The sequence below is a fragment of the Methylophilus sp. Q8 genome, assembly GCF_000800115.1.
In the GTDB taxonomy this organism is placed as follows: domain Bacteria; phylum Pseudomonadota; class Gammaproteobacteria; order Burkholderiales; family Methylophilaceae; genus Methylophilus.
Window position 1 is genome coordinate 1,156,891 of the sequence record NZ_JUHE01000001.1, and the last position, 17,591, is coordinate 1,174,481.

A 17,591-nucleotide genomic window follows, 5' to 3' on the forward strand; every position below is an offset into this window, starting at 1 on the left:
ACTTAGCCCATGCGACGCATCACGATTTCTGTTGAGGACGACCTGGCCGACGCCTTTGACCAACTGGTCGCCGTCAAAGCTTATGTTAATCGCTCAGAAGCCTTTCGTGACCTGGTGCGCAAAGCCCTTGATGAGGACGTGATGCAAAACAATAACCACGCCCAGGCTGATTGCGTTGCATCGCTCAGTTACGTCTATAACCACCATGAGCGCCAACTCGCCAGTCGCGTGAACCAGTTACAGCATGCACACCATCACGTGATTATTACTGCACAGCATGTACATTTGGATCATGATCACTGCATGGAGACGGTGATATTGAAAGGCAAGATTGCCGAAGTGGAGGAGTGCGTGAATGCTATTTCGTCACAAACAGGTGTGACGCATGCGAAGGTGCATATTATTCCGATGTGAGAATCTTAGTGCAGCCTTAGGGGCTCGAGTCTCTATCTCACTGGTGGATCTAATGACCATTTGTTTGGTTCCGCTATTGCAAGTAATGGGGCGTATGCTCGGATATCAACTCTTGACATTAGCCCATATAGTAAATCATTTAGATTTTTATCATTCAAGTAGTGAAATACAAAAGAATCAAGCGACTCTATTTTCCCTTTAAGAGAGAATTTCTCTTTTATTTCGGGGCTGTTGAAAAGCTTATCGATAAAAACATAATCCTTAAAGACGGCAATAACGTTTGGATCTTCGGCTGCATTCTGGGCGTTTAATATCGCACGACTCAATGTCAGTGAGTCAATCGATGTTATATTTTTTAAGAGTGCTATCGGATTAATTTCCCTTAATGAATGACATAAATGGTTAAAGTACATATCCTGCCATTGCATTCTGACAATCGCTCGCTGGATATCTTCATGCATTGCTTTAAATAGCTCGTTAAAATTTATTGCCAAATTCGAAAGCAAGGTGATGGACTTGTTCAGATTGTTTAAAGATGTTTCTTCCCCAACTTGAATACTGTCAATAACAGCAATCATTTTGTCTAGCTGTGATTTGGCTTCTGCAGCAATACTCATTTGCCTTTGTTGGATAATACTATTTCGATATTGGAAACATGCTAAACCAAAAGCACATGCTGTCGCTATTTGTGCCAAAAGACTAAACAAATCGAAAAGTGTTATTTCTGTATTTGTGTTGTCTCGACGGAGGATGTCGGAAATTACACATGCGCCGTAAGTTAGAAATGCAGTGAATATTACAAGTAAAAATAATGCTCCAATTAGATCTAGAGATATTGGTCTTTTAAAGTTTGGTTTTTCAAAGAGCATGGTCTAGTACCTTGTATGAGCGGATATATTTACAGTCTTGTAGGTTGAGTAATTGGTTGTCTAGGTGTTCGCTAACCACTTATACATTACCAAGGCATCTACTAATCCCTTGCTTGGATGATTAAACGCTTTAGGCAATCTGCCTACTGTTTCAAATCCTAATTTGCTCCATAACCTTACGGCACCTTCATTGGTTGAGGCGACAAAATTAAATTGCATGGCGAAATAGCCCAGTGATTTCGCAACCTGTTGCGAATGTTCACACATGGTGGTGGCCAGGCCGCGGCCACGCGCTTTGGACGAAACCATATAGCCACAATTACACACATGATCACCAGGGCCTTGCTGGTTGGTTTTGATGTAGTAGGTGCCGAGAATCTCATTATTCTCCTCAGCAACAAAGGTTTTTCTGGGCGTTTCCAGCCACAGATTAATGGCTTGCTCGCGCGTGGTCTCGCGCGGGTAGGCGTAGGTGTCGCCTGCCGCGACAATTTCCTGAAAGATCGGCCAGATATGGTCAAAGTCAGCAAGGGTGGCTTCACGGATATGCATGGTAACTTTTTCCTTGATGGCAGCGGTCACAATAGTTTTGTACCTAGGGGTACATCATGCTCGGGTACGCATAACGTGACGCGCCCTTCGGTATCATGAAAACCTGTCACCAGGCACTCTGACATCAAGGGCCCGATTTGTTTGGGCGGGAAATTCACCACGGCGACCACTTGTTTGCCGATTAAACTTTCCGGACTGTAAAGCGCTGTGATTTGAGCACTGGATTTGCGTACGCCAATCTCTGGGCCAAAGTCTATCTGCAGTTTATAAGCAGGTTTGTGTGCTTCGGCAAACACTTCGGCGGCAATCACGCGCCCCACTCTTAACTCCACTTTGGTAAAGTCATTCCATTCGATTTGAGTCATATGAAGTACCGGCAGTATTAACGAATCAGCGCAGAGATCGCTTTGAATTGTGCATGTGTGGCGCTCTGCATGGGTTCAAACAGCATGGATTCGGTATTGGTGATGATGCAACCTGCCGCGCGCAGGCGTTCGATGGCATTGTTGCGATTGGCTTCATCGCGCGAAATCACGGCGTCTTCTACAATAAATACTTGCTTGCCTGCGGCGAGTGCATCGAGTGCTGTCTGCAACACGCAGATATGGGTTTCTAGCCCGAAGAGCACGACTTGTGGCGCAACGCTGATGGAGGATTCCTGCAAGGCGGGTTCATGCCAGGCGGAGAAGGCGAGTTTGGCTGTGCGAGGTGTGTATTCAGGCAGTAATGATTGCAGATCTGGCAAGGTCTCGCCAAGCTTTTCCGGGTATTGCTCGGTGACCCAGAACGGGATATTCAGTAATTGTGCCCCTTGCAGCAAGCGTTGAATATTCTTGATCACCGTTGCCATGGCGGCTTCTGGCATCACGGAACACAGCCGCGTTTGCACATCAATGAGCATCCAAATGGCATTGTTGTTGGCGGTAGGTGTTTGCATTCGCTTAGCCCTTGATCTATCCAATTAAAGAAATTTAAGCCCAGCAACAAAAAGGACTGGAACTTGATGTTTATCGCTGATTGATTGTCAAAATTGAAGAGCAGCTCAGCAGCGCACTACTCGATTTATGATATCAAGTAATTTAATATCCAACTTCAAATATATAGGTGAGATTATGGATGTTAAAGAAGTTCTTGAGTCTTTGTCTAAAGGTCGTCCAATCTTTCACTCCGAGGCAGACTTCCAGCACGCGCTAGCTTGGGAGATCAAGCTCCAAAATCATAAGGCATCTATTCGCCTTGAAAAGCAAGTGGCGAATGATCGTAGGGTCCATTTGGATCTTCTTGTGCTGGATGCAGAAAAGCACATTGCTATCGAGCTCAAGTACAAAACAAGAGGTGCTGGTATTAAAGTTGGTGAGGAGGTTTTTAGCTTAAGAAACCATTGTGCTCAGGATCTTGGGCGATATGATTTTCTTAAGGATATTTCACGCATTGAGAGTTACGTAGCATCTAATCCAGGAGCAGAAGGGTACGCGATCTTGCTTACGAATGACCCCACTTACTGGAACGCAACTAAAAGAAACCATACTGTAGATGCGGATTATAGGGTTAATGAAGGGCGGTTAATCACTGGCGAGCTTTCATGGCATGAAAGTGCAAAAGAGGGTACAACTAAAGGTAGGAAGGATGCAATTAATATCCAGGGATCATACACAGCTAATTGGTGTGATTTCTCTGATGTAGATGGTCAACGATTTAAATATTTAATGGCACATGTCCCGGCAAAAAATAGCTTTTAATTTCGAGAAAATGTGATTTTTAGAGATTAATTATCTAAGTTATTTTTTATCAGTTGCTGGTCAATATCTTGTAAGTCGGCTTCAGAAACGATGCCACTCGCTGTTTTTAGGCGGATGATGCTGACCAGGTAGTTGTAGCGGGCCTGTAATAAATCACGTTTAGCGCTAAAGTGTTGTTGTCTGGCATTAAGCAGGTCTACGCTGGTGCGGATGCCGACTTCATAGCCGAGCTTGGTGGCGTCTAACTGGCTTTGGCTGCTTTGCAAGGCCTGTTCCAGTGCCTTGATTTGTGCAATGCTGCTACTCAATCCCAGGTAAGCACGTTGTGTTTCCAACATGGTCTGGCGGTGGACGTTTTCGAGGTCATCCTGTGCCTTCTGCTTGTTATACGCCGCCTGCCTGATGCGAGAGTCTACCGCGCCACCCAGATAAATCGGCACGTTGAGTTCTACGCCTATCACCGCATTTTGCAGGTCTGTCCCAAAGCGGTTTTGGCTACCGTTGTAGTGGCTGTCGGTGTAGCTGGCGACCGCATCCAGGGTCGGATAGTGTCCGGATTGGGCGATGCTGATATTGCGGTCACTGATTTCAATCTGTGCCTGCTGGATCTGAATATTCAGGTTGCTGGCGGCAGTCACAGTTTGCCAGTCTTGCATGGGCTTGAGGGCAGGTGTGATTTGCAGGTCGTCACGCACTTTTGCCAGCGTTTGTGGCGGGTTGCCTATGATGGCTTGCAGGCTATGCTGCGCCACAGCTTGCTCATTTTCTGCCGCAATTTCCTGGGCCACGATCAGGTCGTAGCGCGCCTGCGCTTCGTGTAAGTCGGTGACAGTCGTGATCCCGGCCTCAAAGCTGGCTTTGGCCTGTTGCAGCTGTTGCTGGATGGCCTGTTTTTGCGCGGCCAGCAATTCGATGCGGTCTTGTGCCTGCAGCACATCAAAATAGGCCTGTGTGGTGCGCAGCATCAGTTGTTGCTGGGTCAGGTGTAGCTGCTTGTCGGTGACGCTGACCTGCACCTTGCTTAAGTCTATGCGCTCAAGATTTTCTTTGCGGTAGATGGGCTGCCGCGCTTCCACTTTGGCGGCATAGCCTTCAAAACGGTTGACGCCTGCTGGCAGCGGTACATTGGCAGTGTTGTACTTTAGGTCGGTGTGATTGGCAGTGGTGCTGGCACTGAGCGCCACGTTGGGGCGGTAGCCTGCCTTGGCTTGCTCAATCAGCTCTTGTGCCGCCAGGTTGCCATGACCAGCCGCAGCCAGTTGCGGGTCGTTTTGCTTGGCTTGCAGATAAACATCAAACAGGCTTTGCGGGGCTGCTGCTGCCCATGGCCCCAGCCAAAGGCTGCTTAGGAGCAATATCCAGTGAGCAGGGCGGCTGAAGGTCATCGGCGTCTTGGGTGTAATGGCTGAGAGGTTTAAAAGCTGAATGCCTGTGCCTGTGGCGCATTTTGCATTTCTGCCAGGCTGGTTTCAAACAGTACATCCTGTTTGTAACTATGCTCTGCCAAGCGTTGAATCAGGGTGGCTTGCATCACTGGCGCCTGACCCAATACGATCAACAAGCGGCCGCCGATGCTGAGCTGGTAGCGCACACCTTCTGGCTCAACCGGGCTGGACGCAGTAAACACAATCGCGTCGTAAGGGGCTTGTGATTCGTAACCGTTGTGGCCGTCTAACTCAATCACCTGCACGTTTTGAATACCTTGTTTGGTCAGCGATTGCGTCGCTTGTGCGCATAACTCGGGGAAGATTTCCAGCGCAGTCACTTGTGCGCAATGCTGTGCCATCAGTGCTGCCAGGTAGCCACTGCCTGCGCCTACCAGCAACACTTTATCTTTGGCTTGCAGTTGCAGCGCCTGCAAAAAACGGCCTTCCACTTTAGGGCTGAGCATTTGCTGACCATGTGCCAATGGGATCTCGATATCGGCAAACGCCAGTCCGCGATAGGCTTCCGGGACAAAGGCTTCGCGTGGCATATTGTTTAACGTCGCCAATACTTGCGGGTCCAGCACCTCCCAGGTGCGAATCTGTTGCTCAATCATGTTAAAACGTGCGGTTGCCTGATCTGTCATGTCTTGAATCCCAATGGTCGATAATTGATAGCCGTATTATAGTTTATTGCGCCGTGATTGCATGGTTCTTGCCGTGAATCCAGCCCAGAATGTATACAGTGCGGGCACAAACAAAATGGTCAGGATGGTCGCTGCTGCCAGCCCGCCCATAATCGCTACCGCCATCGGGCCAAAAAACACGCTGCGTGTGAGCGGAATCATGGCCAGGATAGCCGCGGCTGCCGTCAGTACAATCGGCCGGAAGCGACGCACGGTGGATTGCACTACCGCTTGTTCCAGCGAGGCGCCTTCGGCAATATCTTGCTTGATCTGGTCGACCAGGATCACCGAGTTGCGCATGATCATGCCTGACAACGCAATGCTGCCCAGCATAGCGACAAAGCCAAACGGCATATTGAAAATGAGCAGGGCAAAGGTGATGCCTATCATGCCCAGCGGCGCAGTGAGCACCACCAAGATGACATTGGAAATGCTGCGTAACTGCAACATGAGCAAGGTAAACACCACGGCCAAAAACAGCGGTGCGCCCTTGGCCACCGATGTGGCGCCCTTGGCCGCCTCTTCAATCGCACCACCAGTTTCAACCGTGACCCCGGGAGGAAGCTTTTCCAAAATGGGCGCAATCGCTTGTTGAATTTGAGTAGACACCACCGGCGCCTGCATATTGCCGCGTAAATGCGCACGTACGGTGAGCGAAGGCACACGGTTGCGCCGCCAGATCACGCCCTCTTCAAAACCATGGTGGATATTGCCCACCTGTGCCAGTGGTACGCGCTCGCCACGCTGGCTTAACACCGTTAATTGCGCCAGTTGTGATAGCTGGGCATGCTGTTCATTGCTGCTGCGCATGACCAGGTCTATGCGCTCGTTGCCTTCCCTGAACTCGCTGACCACTTGCTCGAAGTATTGCGTATTCAGCAATTGCGCAATGTCTGTCGAATTCACGCCCAGCAACCTGGCTTTGTGCTGGTCGATATCGACATGAATCACTTTGCTCGGCTCTTCCCAGCCCAGTTGCACGTTACGCAAATGCGGGTTGGCGCGCATGGCATCGGCAATCTTGTGTGCAACGTCGCGGATGGCTGGCAGGTTTTGCCCATCCACCCGGAACTGTACCGGGAAGCCCACCGGCGGACCATTTTCCAGGCGTAGCACAGAGCCGCGTAATTGCGGAAAATCGTGTTCAAACAGTGCCAGCAGGTCATTGCGCAGGGCTTCGCGCTGCGCCAGGCTATTGGTCAGAATCACTAGCTGGGCAAAGGCGCGATGTGGCAACTGTACATCCAGCGGCAGGTAGTAGCGTGGGGCGCCTGAGCCCACATAAGACACCACGTTTTGCAGTGCGCCATGCTGTTTCTGCCAGTTTTGCAGCCATTGTTCCAGTTGGCTGACGGCAGCATCAGTAGACTGGTCGCTGGCGTTTTCGGCCAGGCGTAAATCAACCACAACCTCAAGCCGGGTGGAGTCCGGGAAGAACTGTTGCTGCACCTTGCCGAAGCTCAACATGGCCACCACAAACAGGGCAATGGTGACCAGAATGACGCTGCCCTTGTGCTGCACGCACCAGGCGACGATGCTTTGCAGTCGCAGATAAAACCTTGTTTCATAGAGCGATGCCGGATGGTGAGCACTTGCTTCGCTGGCGGCGTGCTTGGCCTTGGGTAGCAAGTGATAGCCCAAAAAGGGAATCACAATCACCGCGGCGATCCAGGACAGTGTCAGTGCAATAGCCGAGACCTGGAAAATAGAACGTGTGTATTCGCCCGTTGACGATACGGCGGTGGCAATCGGCAAGAAGCCCGCTACCGTGACCAGTGTGCCGGTCAGCATGGGCATGGCGGTGGAGGTGTAGGCAAACGATGCCGCTTGCATGCGGTCCCAGCCTTGCTCCATTTTGGCGGCCATCATTTCGACCGCGATAATCGCGTCATCCACTAGCAGGCCAAGTGCCAGAATCAGCGCGCCCAGCGAGATTTTGTGTAGGCCGATGTCCAGCCAATCCATGAGCAGGAAAGTGCCTGCCAGCACAATGGGAATCGCCACTGCGACTACAATGCCGGTGCGCCAGCCTAGCGAGAGCAGGCTCACGGCCAGCACGATAATCAGCGCTTCGCTGAGCGAGCGTACAAAGTCATGTACCGAGTGTTGCACGATGTCTGGTTGCGAGGTGACCAGTTGTAATTGCACACCGATGGGTAACTGCTTTTGTACGCTGGTGATGGTTTGCTGCATGGCTTTGCCCAGGGCAATCACATCACCGCCCTGTTGCATGCTGACGCCAATCAGCAAGGCGGAAGTGCCGTTAAAGTGGATACGCTGCGCAGGCGGATTGGCATAACCATGTCTGATGGTGGCGATATCTCCCAGGGTCAGGTTCTGGTTGCCTGCGCGAATCGGGAATTTTCGCAGGTCTTCCAGGGTTTGTAAGCGGCCACTTACATCCAGCCGGATTCTTTCCGGACCTGTGTCGAAGGTACCTGCGCCTGTGACTGCGTTTTGCTGTTGCAGTAGTTGCGCTAATTGCGCCGGACTGATGCCCAGGGAGGTCAGTTTCTGGTTGGAAATTTCAATGATGATTTTTTGTGGCTGTTCGCCAAATAAATCGACTTTCTCCACGTCGGGTAATTTGAGCAGGCGCGCGCGTACCCATTCAGCTTGTCGTTTTAATTGTTGTGGATTGAGGCCGTCAGCGGTGATGGCGTACATGGTGCCGTAGACGTCGCTGAATTCGTCATTAAAGGTCAGGCTTTGCAGGTCGCTGGGGAAAGTGTGGCGGATATCACCGATTTTCTTGCGTACCTGATACCACAGGTCCGGGATTTTCTCCGAAAACGTATTGTCGCGAATGACGATAAACACCACTGATTCGCCGGGCCGGGAGTAGCTGCTGGTGTAGTCGATAGACGGGATTTCTTGCAGCTTTTTCTCGATTTTGTCCGTGACTTGCTGCTCGACTTCCTGGGCTGAGGCGCCAGGCCAGCTGCTGCGAATCAGCATGACTTTAAAGGTAAACGGTGGGTCTTCGGACTGGCCCAGGTGTGTGTAGGCGAAAATACCGCCTAACAAGGTCAGTACAATAAAATATAGCACCAGTGCCTGGTTTTTAAGCGCCCAGGTCGACAGGTTAAAGTCTTGCGTGGCTTGTGCTTCGTCACTGTGGTGTGGCGTGCTCATTAGCGCAATACCTCTTGGCCGGGCGTGACAGGTTGCACCAGCATGCCTTCGGTCAACGTATGGATGCCGATGGTGGCGATGGTCTCCTGTGCCTGCAGGCCGCTGGTAATCTCGATGCCGCTTTCTGTGAGTGTGCCTGTAGTCACCTGGCGCAGATGAGCCTGGTGCTTGGCGTCAATCACCCACACACTGGCCTGCTCGCCATGGCGAGTGACGGCGGTGCTGGGAACGATTAAGGTTTGCGCTGTCGTGGCTTGCTCAAAGCGCACTTGTGCCGTCATGCCCAGTTTGATGCGCTGATCGCTATTGAGCAATTGAATACGCAGGTCAAACGCGTGGGTTTGGCTATTGGCCGCAGGGGAGATTTCACGGATGCGCCCTTGGTACGTTTGCGGCACATCATTCAGGCTGACGCGCGCGCTATCGCCCACATGCAGGCTATCTATCAGTGTTTCAGGCACTGCAATCAGAATTTCCAGCGTCTGCAAATCATAAATTTGCGCAATGGTTTGTCCGGCCGCCACTACTTGGCCTGGCTCGGCCTGAATCATGCCGATGACGCCGGAACGGTCGGCTAGCAGTTGCGTGTAGCCAGTCTGGTGCTGGCTGACTGCGGCTTGCGACTGGGTTTGTGCCAGGCGTGCCTGGGCTGTCTTCACCTGGGTTTCGTAACTATCCAGTGCAGATTTTGAAATAAAGGTTTGGCTATATAACTGCTGACGCCGTGCCAGTTCAGCTTGTGCCAATGCCAGGTTGGCCTGAGCGGTCTGCACTTCGGCATTGGCCGCCTGTGCATTTAAACGGGAGTCATTCGGGTCTAGCTGCGCGATCAGCTGGCCTTTTTTTACCAGCTCTCCGACGTTGACTGCACGGGCAGTAATCTTGCCTGCAATGCGAAAGCCGATATTGGACTCGTAGCGTGACTTGACTTCGCCGGTATAACTGGCTGCAGCGTGCGTGTCGCTGTTGCCGACGGACATGACCCAGACCGGGCGCGGTGCTGCGGCTTCTTCAGGTGCCTGGTGGCAGGCGCTTACCAGTAAGGCAAGGCTGGTGCTGCTGACAATAATGAATGATTTATGCATGCGGAGATTCTTTCATTAGTCCATGCAGGCACATCTCCAACATGGCTTGCATACGGGACTCAAGGGGGCGCCAATTGATCCAGGCATCATCTGCCAGGTTGATTTGTAGTGCACATAAGCCATGCATGGCTGCCCATACCGTTTGTGCGATCAGTGCCGGGTCGGTCAGGGTGGGCTTGAACACACCTGCATGCCAGGCGCTGGTCACCACGCCTATCAGTTGTGAATACGCATCCTGCTCAGGGTTGTTTTGTTCAATACTGGAAAATGCCGGGTCGCAAGGAGGATGCTGGGTCATCATCATCATGCGGTAATGGTTGGGGTTGGTCAGTGCAAATTGCACATAATGTTGCCCGAATTGCACAAAGCGCTGTAGCGGATCGCTGATGCTGAGCGTGGATTTTAAGGCCTGCGCCAGTTTGATCACATCCGCATCCACCACCGCTCTTAGTAGCTGCTCTTTATCGCTAAAATAAAGGTAAAGGCTGGTGGCTGAATAGCCCACGCGTTGTGCCACGGCACGCATGGTGACGGCTTCTACACCCTGGTGAATAAACAGCTCTCTCGCCGCATCCATAATGGCGATGCGCACGGTCTGTTTTTCAGCGTCAGTTTTAACCTTGGGAGGCATTCAGCGGTTTTGTTTATAAAAATAACATCGTTAACTTAACACTGTTATTTTTAAATGTCAAATCATGCTGGTGTTTCTGCGCAGAATGGTGCAGAGTAACATATGTGATACACCGGTAGTCAGAAGCGGGGCTGAGTCGCTGGGTAAATCAATGCGGCAGCAGTTTGTCACCGGCATGCATCATACCGATGCCTGTAGCGTCCATCGGGCGATAGGCAACGCGTTCAAACATGATAAGGAGCGATCAGTATGAATGTACGGCAGCGTTGGGTCAGTTTTGCAGGGCGGGTTTTGTTGTCTCTGATTTTTATTATTAGTGGCATTGCCAAGATCATGGATCCGGCAGGCACTATTGCTTATATAGAAAGTGCGCACCTGCCCTTACCGCAAGTGGCTTATGTGGTGGCACTGATAGTCGAGTTAGGCTTGGGCATTGCTTTACTGGTTGGCTTTAAAGCGCAATTGGCCGCAGCAGGGATTGCCATTTTTACCTTTATCACCGCATTGATGTTTCACAGCAATATGGCTGATCCGGTGCAGGTCATTATGTTTCTGAAAAACACCACGATTATTGGCGGTTTGTTGGTGATCATCGCATTTGGCCCTGGTGGCTATAGTGTGGATGGCGGCAAGCACGTGGTGTTAATGGAATAAGGTTTTGTCATTGCGGCTGCCAGCGACTCAGGCAGCCGTTGCTTGAAACCAGTGGCGCAAATGCTCGATCAAGGCCAGTGCATTAGCTGACACCTGCTTGTGATAGGGATACATGGCATAAATGCCCGCGCGCTGCATGCGATATTCTGCTAATACCTCAACCAGGCGCCCCTGTTGTAAATCTTCCAGTACATAAAAGGCCGGTAAGCCGGTAATGCCAAGTCCGGCGACGGCGGCATCACGCAATACTTCTCCGTGGTTTGATTTTAAGCGCGCCTGAATCGGGATACGGTGTATCTGGTCGTTTTCGCTAAACAGCCACTCGCTGGCCCGGTGCGTTAAGCAGGCATGCTTGGAGAGCGACTGCGGCGAAGTGGGTACGCCATAGCGTGCGATGTAGTCCGGGCTGCAGCAATAGCGCATTGCCGCATCTTCCAGTTTACGTGCCACCATGCCCTCTTCGGGCTGGTCGGTGACGCGTATCACCATATCATAGCCTTCGCTAATCATATCCACATGCCGGTTATCTGCATCCAGCCAGACATCCACCAGGGGATGTTGTTGCATAAACGCAGTGAGGGCAGGCGCCAGCCGCAAGTTGGCATAAGACAGCGGCACAGAAATTTTAAGCAGTCCACGCAACTCGTCTGAGCGATTACTGATTTCTAGTTCAGCATCGTGAATAGCTTGCAGGATTTGTTGCGCGCGCTGGAAAAACACTTTGCCGGTTTCTGTTGGCGACAGTTTGCGGGTCGTGCGCAACAACAAGCGCACGCCTAATCTGGCCTCCAGCGCGATGATGCGGCGGCTCACCAGCTGCTTGGAGATGCCAAGCGCGTGCGCCGCACTGGTGAAATTGCCGTGTTTGACCACCTCCACAAAAAAGTGCATTTCCTCTAATGAAGCCATTGATTGTCAACCTATGTGAGACAGTTTTACTATTATGCGTGGGATTATCATTTTTTTGTTTCAGGAATACAATGCCATTCATCAGCCAAATAACGGCAGTACACATTTTCTCAGGGAAATGTGCGATGTGCGGCTGATCATCGCATCGCACAACCACAACAAGGAGTACAACATGAACGCAATCCAATCCGCAGCCAGTGTGGCTGGTCGTATTTTGTTATCACAGATTTTTATTATCAGTGGCTTGAGTAAGGCAGCGAATCCGGCTGGCACTATTGGCTATATTCAAAGTGTAGGCGCGCCATTGCCTGAGGTAGCGTATGCGATTGCCTTGTTTGTAGAGCTGGTGCTTGGTATTGCTTTGCTGGTGGGTTACAAGACGCGTTTGGCCGCGGCCGGCATTGCCGTGTTTACTGTCGCCACGGCATTTATGTTCCACAATAACCTGGCCGATCAAATGCAGCAGATCATGTTCCTGAAAAACCTGACCATTGTTGGTGGCTTACTGATGGTGGTGGCATTTGGCGCGGGTGCGTTTAGCCTGGATAACCGTCGCCGTTAATATAGGCGGAGTGTATTCATATGACGACCTTGTTTGTGTCACATGGTGCACCAACGCTGGCGATCGAACCGGGTAACACCGGCGAGATGCTGGCCGAGGTGGCCGCCGCCTTGCCTAGGCCGGATGCCATCCTGGTCGTCTCCGCCCACTGGGATACGCGCGTACCGACAGTCAGCCTGGCGAGCCAGCCGGAAACCATTCATGATTTTGCCGGCTTTCCGCCAGCGTTGTATGCAAAGCAATACCCGGCACCGGGCGCACCAGCATTGGCACAACAGGTAGCGGCATTGTTGCAAGCACAGGATATTGCGGTGCAAGCACATCCACAGCGCGGGCTGGATCATGGGGCATGGGTGCCGCTGATGCTGATGTACCCGGCGGCAGATATTCCGGTGACGCAGTTGTCGATTCAAAGTCGTAGCACGCCAGCTGAACAGTTTGCGCTTGGGCGTGCGTTACAAGGCCTGCATGAGCAAAATGTGCTGATTCTGGCCTCAGGCGCCATCACGCATAATTTGTCAGACTTTTTTACGGCTGACAGAAATGCCGCCCCTTTGCCCTATGTGTTGCCTTTTACCGACTGGATGGCTGAACGTATTCAAACGCAACAATGGCAACACATGTTCAATTACCGTGCTGAGTGTCCACAAGGGAGTCAGGCGCATCCGAGTGAAGACCACTTGATGCCATTGTTTGTCGCGGCGGGCAGCGCCATTGGTGAGGCCATACGTTTTACGCCAGAAAACACTTATGGTATTTTGGCCATGGATGCTTATCTTTGGGCGACGACAACGGGGTCGCTATCGCTAAGCCGCTAGCGTAAACCGTATTGGTTTAATTTATTCCAGAGTGAGCGCTCGCTGATCTCTAATAGCTTGGCTGCCTTGGTTTTGTTGCCCTGGCAATCATCAAGGGCTTGCAGGATCAGGCGACGTTCAATCGCCTCTGTCGCGCGTGGAATAGACAGGTTATTATTGTCGGCGGCCAATGCACTGGACTCTGTGTTTACCGGTATCAGCTGTTGTGCAATATCGGCGGGAAAATGTTGCTGTTGTATCGTCTGGCTGCCAGCCAGAATCGCGGCACGTTCCAGAATATTTTCCAGTTCGCGCACATTGCCTGGCCATCGATATTGCTGCAAGCTCAAGCGCGCACTTTCGCTAAGCTGGCTTTGGCGTTTGCCTAGAAAATAGTCAGCCAGCAGGCTGACATCTTCGCCACGCTCACGCAGCGGCGGAATCTGCAGTTGAATCACATTCAGACGGTAATAGACATCTTCGCGTAGCTTGCCTTCCTTGACCGCTTGCAAGGGGTCACGGTTGGTGGCGGCGACGACGCGCACGTCCAGCGCAATCTGCCGGTTACCACCCAGTTTTTCGACGACGTTTTCCTGTAGCACGCGCAAAAGTTTCGACTGTAACTGGATAGGCATTTCTGTGATTTCATCCAGGAACAGGGTGCCGCCATTGGCCAGTTCGAATTTACCGACCCGCTCTTTTACTGCGCCGGTAAATGCGCCTTTCTCGTGCCCGAACAATTCAGATTCCAGAATATCGACCGGGATCGCCGCACAGTTCACCGCCACGAATAATTCTGATTTGCGCGAGGAGGCGTCGTGCAATGCTTTGGCCACCAGCTCTTTACCGGTGCCGGTTTCACCGACAATAAATACCGTCGCCCGTTCTGGCGCCACTTGCTGAATCATTTGCTTGAGCGATTGCATGGGCGGACTGTTGCCGATGAGGCCGGTGACAGGCGGTTGGCTGCTTTCCTTTAGAAACGTGTTTTCGATCTGGATACGATTCACCGCCAGCGCTTTCTGGATAGCGATTTCCAGGGTTTCTAGTTCAAACGGCCGCAGAATATAATCGCTGGCGCCCAGTTTCATGGCTTCAACAGCCGTTTTGATTTCACCTTGCGCCGTCACCATGATAAATGGCAACTGTTCATATTGTTTGCGGATGGCACTCAGCAATTGCAAACCACTCATGCCAGGCATATGCAGGTCGCTCACCACCAGGTCAATTTGCTGTTGCTGTATGAGTTCCAGCGCTTCGCGGCCATTGCCCGCAGACAGCGCCCGGTAGCCCGCCTGGCGCAGGCTGATTTCCAGCAGTCTGCGCATATGCGGTTCGTCATCGACAGCCAAAATAGTGTGTTGCGGGGTGGACATGGTTATACAGTCGCTAACGGAAGTGATAAGTTAAATTGGGCCCCTTGCCAGGGACTGGTGCTGTAGTTGATTGTACCATCGTGCGCTTCGATGATTTGCTTCACCACGGCTAGCCCGAGGCCAACGCCGCCAGCGCGTTGGGTAAAAAAGGCTTCAAATAAATGCCCTTGCTGTGCAGGCGGGACACCAGGGCCATCATCTGCCACCGCAATATGGGCACACTTTGCATCTGCTGATAGTTGCAGCTGAATGTTTCCACCGTCCGGCAAAATCTGAATCGCATTCATGAGCAAGTTGACCAGCACTTGTGTCATCTGATCCTGATCTGCCTCAATGATGACCGGCTGCGCGGCTTGTAGTGTGAGGGTAATTTGCTTTGCCTGCGCCGGTTTTTGCAGCATGGCAACGACATGTTGTAAATGCACTTGCAGGTCCAGCGGGATTTTATTCGGCAGCCGTGGGCGGGCAGCGTCAATCAGGGCGCTGACCAGTTTATTCAGGCGTTCGGTTTCTGAAATAATAAACCCGAGTACCTCGCGACCATCTTCACTCAGTTGCGCTTCCCTAAGCAGCACATCAGCCGACGAGCGCATGATGCCCAATGGTGTTCTTACTTCATGACTCATGGCCGCGGCCATTTCACCGACGACGGCCAGTTTGGCGGCACGCGTCAGTTGTTGTTCAGAAGATTGCAGGTCAGCTGCCATTTTTGTAAATGCCTGGTTTAATGCCTGTACTTCTGCCGGGCCACTGAGCTTGGGAGGTGCGGCATCAGGTAGGCGTAATTGCTTGATAAAACGTAGCAATTCATCCAAGGGTTGTGTAAAACTTTTTGTAATAGGCGTGACCAGAATCAGTGAAAATACTAGCACCAGGATCAAGAGGATTAAAAAGGTCACACCCAGTCGATGCACGGGAGCCACAGCTACATCATGCGCTTTATTCAATTGCACCTCCCAGCCATAGATGGGTAGTGTGCTTTGTATCGCAATGTGGGCATGCAGGCTGTGTCGTAGTTGCGACCAGTTGCTGGATTGCGCCAGTAAGTGCTTGTTTTCATCTGCTAAAGCCAACTCTGTTGAGTGTTGCGCCGCATGATTAAGCAAGTCATGAATCACTGCCCAGTTAAATGTAGCAATCAAATGGCCAATTGGCTGCAACGTGACATTGGAAATGACTGGGGTAGAAATCATCAGTTGGTCATTCTGTAACCGATAGATCGTCATTGGTTGTGTCGTGTCCTTAAACGAAAACCAAATGGGGGGACTGGATAATCGCTGACTGATCCGGCGGGGATTGCTGGAAGCGACGATACTTGATTGCAGGTCGACGACGTCTATTGAAATGTATTGTGTTGCATAACTATTGCGTGTTTCTTCGAGGAAAATGGACAAACGCTTGTCGATATCACCGATTTGCATGTCTTGCATGATGGCCAGCTGACTCCAGCTACGCACGTTTTGTACACGCTCGAAAAGTACCCTGTCGATGTGTTCACCCACAGCTTGCCCGGTCGTTTGCAGATCGTGTTTGATTTCAGTGCGCAATGCCGTGCGCGCTTGATAGAAACTCAGCACGCTAACCAATAATGCAGGTAGTAATCCTGCCAGTAAAAATGCGATAAGCAGCATTTTACGAATGGTTAAAGGCGCATGTTTAGGCATGGAGTATGAGAAAATACGGACTTAATTATCGGCGTTGTACTTGCTTGATCGGAAAGTGTTTATGTTCACTATTTTACTGCGTTGTGCAGTCAGTGTAATCAGCCTCTGCATGTTGTGCAAGCCGTTACTGGCAGAGGAGGAATCCTCTTTCTGGCAAGGGTTCCGCGTGGGTGGTTATACCAGTGCTGACTTGCGTATTCCACGTACAGAATCTACACGGCTGACCTGGAATGAACTGAGCATGATCGTGACTTGGGACAAGAATACCAGGATCAAGTTTTTTGGCGAACTGGACCTGGAAGATCCCGCAAGTTATACACACTCGCAGGGGGTGGATTTTCGTGATGCCTATATCAATCCGGAACGTCTGTATTTCGATGTCAATTTGAACGAAAACAGCAATGTGCGGATTGGTCGTTTCTTGACACCGTTAGGTCGCTGGAATCAACTGCACGCCTCTCCTTTGGTCTGGACAGCCAGCAGGCCGCTTGCAACCACTGAGTTATTTCCAAGCTTTACCAGCGGTGCACAGTTCTTTGGGAACATTGCATTTAAAGAGCGTTCACTAGACTATCAAGTGTATACCGCACTCATGAATGCACAACCAGAAAGCCGTGGTGCAGCACAGTATCGCGATGCGCATGGCGCCAGAGTTTCGATCAATAATGTTTTTAATTTTACCGACGAGAATGCTGGCCTCAATACCATAGGCTTGAATTATTCAGGGTATCGCGATGAGAAATCTGGTGGATCAAGATATCGAATCGTTGGCCTGGATTTTTTACTGGAAATTGATCGCTGGGAGCTGAGTGGTGAAGCCTACACTCGCAAAGCAGAGCGTGGCCAGAGCGCGGGCAGTGGAGCGTATTTACAAAGTGCTTTTTTGATTAAGGATGATTGGTACTGGATTACCCGTCTGGAGAGTTTACGTCAACCCACTGCCCAGAATGCTGAGCGTTGGATGCTTGGGCTCACTAAACGCCTCAAGCCCAATCAATTGCTAAAATTTGAAGTCATTGGCGGTAGTGGTGAATATAACGATGTGCCGCGTGGGTTCGCGGCTTCATTTGCGATGATGTATTAAATGCAGTTTT

At 51.2% G+C, this 17,591-nt stretch carries 18 protein-coding genes; 6 read left to right on the forward strand and 12 right to left on the reverse strand.

The genetic code is table 11. From position 1 onward, the window contains the following. Positions 1 to 9: 9 nt before the first annotated feature. On the forward strand, positions 10 to 414 hold the full coding sequence (nikR, locus tag GQ52_RS05595) for a nickel-responsive transcriptional regulator NikR (protein ID WP_047515775.1): 405 nt from the start codon (positions 10 to 12) through the stop codon (positions 412 to 414). Between the two features lie 32 nt (positions 415 to 446). On the opposite strand, the gene GQ52_RS05600 is transcribed toward nikR, so the two are convergent. Genes GQ52_RS05600 through GQ52_RS05615 form a run of 4 tightly spaced genes read right to left on the reverse strand, consistent with a single transcriptional unit; the run spans position 447 to position 2,772 of the window. Then, positions 447 to 1,283, reverse strand: a complete 837-nt coding sequence (locus GQ52_RS05600; RefSeq protein ID WP_047515777.1) for a hypothetical protein — start codon at positions 1,281 to 1,283, stop codon at positions 447 to 449. A gap of 60 nt (positions 1,284 to 1,343) precedes the next feature. Further along, positions 1,344 to 1,835 carry a GNAT family N-acetyltransferase gene (locus GQ52_RS05605; RefSeq protein WP_047518541.1) on the reverse strand — a complete coding sequence of 164 codons (492 nt, stop codon included), beginning with the start codon at positions 1,833 to 1,835 and terminating at the stop codon, positions 1,344 to 1,346. A gap of 26 nt (positions 1,836 to 1,861) precedes the next feature. After that, complete coding sequence (locus tag GQ52_RS05610) at positions 1,862 to 2,200, reverse strand: tRNA-binding protein (RefSeq protein ID WP_047515779.1); 339 nt, start codon at positions 2,198 to 2,200, stop codon at positions 1,862 to 1,864. 17 nt (positions 2,201 to 2,217) lie between these two features. Then, positions 2,218 to 2,772, reverse strand: coding sequence for an isochorismatase family protein (locus tag GQ52_RS05615; RefSeq protein ID WP_047515781.1), 555 nt, complete (start codon positions 2,770 to 2,772; stop codon positions 2,218 to 2,220). Positions 2,773 to 2,947: 175 nt separating this feature from the next. On the opposite strand from GQ52_RS05615, the gene GQ52_RS05620 reads away from it, so the two are divergent. Further along, positions 2,948 to 3,574: a hypothetical protein gene (locus tag GQ52_RS05620; protein WP_047518543.1), complete on the forward strand. Its 627-nt coding sequence runs from the start codon at positions 2,948 to 2,950 to the stop codon at positions 3,572 to 3,574. A gap of 26 nt (positions 3,575 to 3,600) precedes the next feature. Here the strand turns inward: GQ52_RS05620 and GQ52_RS05625 are convergent, their stop codons facing one another. From GQ52_RS05625 to GQ52_RS05645, 5 genes are read right to left on the reverse strand one after another with little or no spacing between them, the layout of a single operon-like run. Further along, complete coding sequence (locus tag GQ52_RS05625; protein ID WP_047515783.1) at positions 3,601 to 4,959, reverse strand: TolC family outer membrane protein; 1,359 nt, start codon at positions 4,957 to 4,959, stop codon at positions 3,601 to 3,603. Between the two features lie 29 nt (positions 4,960 to 4,988). After that, on the reverse strand, positions 4,989 to 5,645 hold the full coding sequence (locus GQ52_RS05630) for a protein-L-isoaspartate O-methyltransferase (RefSeq protein ID WP_047515785.1): 657 nt from the start codon (positions 5,643 to 5,645) through the stop codon (positions 4,989 to 4,991). 36 nt (positions 5,646 to 5,681) lie between these two features. Then, entirely contained in the window at positions 5,682 to 8,819 is a 3,138-nt protein-coding gene (locus GQ52_RS05635) for an efflux RND transporter permease subunit (RefSeq protein WP_047515786.1), read from the reverse strand. Next, entirely contained in the window at positions 8,819 to 9,904 is a 1,086-nt protein-coding gene (locus GQ52_RS05640; RefSeq protein WP_047515788.1) for an efflux RND transporter periplasmic adaptor subunit, read from the reverse strand. The genes GQ52_RS05635 and GQ52_RS05640 overlap by 1 nt, the downstream gene beginning before the upstream one ends. Further along, on the reverse strand, positions 9,897 to 10,535 hold the full coding sequence (locus GQ52_RS05645) for a TetR/AcrR family transcriptional regulator (protein WP_024930948.1): 639 nt from the start codon (positions 10,533 to 10,535) through the stop codon (positions 9,897 to 9,899). The genes GQ52_RS05640 and GQ52_RS05645 overlap by 8 nt, the downstream gene beginning before the upstream one ends. Positions 10,536 to 10,784: 249 nt before the next feature. Here GQ52_RS05645 and GQ52_RS05650 point away from each other — a divergent pair, with 249 nt between their 5' ends. Next, complete coding sequence (locus tag GQ52_RS05650; protein WP_024930947.1) at positions 10,785 to 11,189, forward strand: DoxX family protein; 405 nt, start codon at positions 10,785 to 10,787, stop codon at positions 11,187 to 11,189. A 27-nt stretch (positions 11,190 to 11,216) separates the two neighbouring features. On the opposite strand, the gene GQ52_RS05655 is transcribed toward GQ52_RS05650, so the two are convergent. After that, a complete protein-coding gene (locus GQ52_RS05655) occupies positions 11,217 to 12,098 on the reverse strand; it encodes a LysR family transcriptional regulator (RefSeq protein ID WP_235272990.1) in 882 nt (293 codons plus the stop codon). 172 nt (positions 12,099 to 12,270) lie between these two features. On the opposite strand from GQ52_RS05655, the gene GQ52_RS05660 reads away from it, so the two are divergent. Both GQ52_RS05660 and GQ52_RS05665 read left to right on the forward strand, forming a co-directional pair. After that, positions 12,271 to 12,660, forward strand: coding sequence for a DoxX family protein (locus GQ52_RS05660; RefSeq protein ID WP_024930945.1), 390 nt, complete (start codon positions 12,271 to 12,273; stop codon positions 12,658 to 12,660). 20 nt (positions 12,661 to 12,680) lie between these two features. After that, complete coding sequence (locus GQ52_RS05665; protein WP_047515792.1) at positions 12,681 to 13,478, forward strand: class III extradiol ring-cleavage dioxygenase; 798 nt, start codon at positions 12,681 to 12,683, stop codon at positions 13,476 to 13,478. Here the strand turns inward: GQ52_RS05665 and GQ52_RS05670 are convergent. After that, the gene (locus GQ52_RS05670; protein WP_047515794.1) at positions 13,475 to 14,833 is read right to left on the reverse strand and encodes a sigma-54 dependent transcriptional regulator; all 1,359 of its coding nucleotides are present in this window, start codon (positions 14,831 to 14,833) and stop codon (positions 13,475 to 13,477) included. The genes GQ52_RS05665 and GQ52_RS05670 overlap by 4 nt on opposite strands. A 2-nt stretch (positions 14,834 to 14,835) precedes the next feature. Next, positions 14,836 to 16,464: a HAMP domain-containing sensor histidine kinase gene (locus GQ52_RS05675; protein ID WP_047515795.1), complete on the reverse strand. Its 1,629-nt coding sequence runs from the start codon at positions 16,462 to 16,464 to the stop codon at positions 14,836 to 14,838. Positions 16,465 to 16,558: 94 nt separating this feature from the next. On the opposite strand from GQ52_RS05675, the gene GQ52_RS05680 reads away from it, so the two are divergent. Continuing rightward, entirely contained in the window at positions 16,559 to 17,581 is a 1,023-nt protein-coding gene (locus tag GQ52_RS05680; protein ID WP_047515796.1) for a hypothetical protein, read from the forward strand. Positions 17,582 to 17,591: the final 10 nt, after the last annotated feature.

Coding starts and splice junctions, on each gene's coding strand:
- nikR (WP_047515775.1), top strand. CDS start 10: ATGCGACGCATCACGATTTCTGTTGAGGACGACCTGGCCGACGCCTTT.
- GQ52_RS05600 (WP_047515777.1), bottom strand. CDS start 1,283: ATGCTCTTTGAAAAACCAAACTTTAAAAGACCAATATCTCTAGATCTA.
- GQ52_RS05605 (WP_047518541.1), bottom strand. CDS start 1,835: ATGCATATCCGTGAAGCCACCCTTGCTGACTTTGACCATATCTGGCCG.
- GQ52_RS05610 (WP_047515779.1), bottom strand. CDS start 2,200: ATGACTCAAATCGAATGGAATGACTTTACCAAAGTGGAGTTAAGAGTG.
- GQ52_RS05615 (WP_047515781.1), bottom strand. CDS start 2,772: ATGCAAACACCTACCGCCAACAACAATGCCATTTGGATGCTCATTGAT.
- GQ52_RS05620 (WP_047518543.1), top strand. CDS start 2,948: ATGGATGTTAAAGAAGTTCTTGAGTCTTTGTCTAAAGGTCGTCCAATC.
- GQ52_RS05625 (WP_047515783.1), bottom strand. CDS start 4,959: ATGACCTTCAGCCGCCCTGCTCACTGGATATTGCTCCTAAGCAGCCTT.
- GQ52_RS05630 (WP_047515785.1), bottom strand. CDS start 5,645: ATGACAGATCAGGCAACCGCACGTTTTAACATGATTGAGCAACAGATT.
- GQ52_RS05635 (WP_047515786.1), bottom strand. CDS start 8,819: ATGAGCACGCCACACCACAGTGACGAAGCACAAGCCACGCAAGACTTT.
- GQ52_RS05640 (WP_047515788.1), bottom strand. CDS start 9,904: ATGCATAAATCATTCATTATTGTCAGCAGCACCAGCCTTGCCTTACTG.
- GQ52_RS05645 (WP_024930948.1), bottom strand. CDS start 10,535: ATGCCTCCCAAGGTTAAAACTGACGCTGAAAAACAGACCGTGCGCATC.
- GQ52_RS05650 (WP_024930947.1), top strand. CDS start 10,785: ATGAATGTACGGCAGCGTTGGGTCAGTTTTGCAGGGCGGGTTTTGTTG.
- GQ52_RS05655 (WP_235272990.1), bottom strand. CDS start 12,098: ATGGCTTCATTAGAGGAAATGCACTTTTTTGTGGAGGTGGTCAAACAC.
- GQ52_RS05660 (WP_024930945.1), top strand. CDS start 12,271: ATGAACGCAATCCAATCCGCAGCCAGTGTGGCTGGTCGTATTTTGTTA.
- GQ52_RS05665 (WP_047515792.1), top strand. CDS start 12,681: ATGACGACCTTGTTTGTGTCACATGGTGCACCAACGCTGGCGATCGAA.
- GQ52_RS05670 (WP_047515794.1), bottom strand. CDS start 14,833: ATGTCCACCCCGCAACACACTATTTTGGCTGTCGATGACGAACCGCAT.
- GQ52_RS05675 (WP_047515795.1), bottom strand. CDS start 16,464: ATGCTGCTTATCGCATTTTTACTGGCAGGATTACTACCTGCATTATTG.
- GQ52_RS05680 (WP_047515796.1), top strand. CDS start 16,559: ATGTTCACTATTTTACTGCGTTGTGCAGTCAGTGTAATCAGCCTCTGC.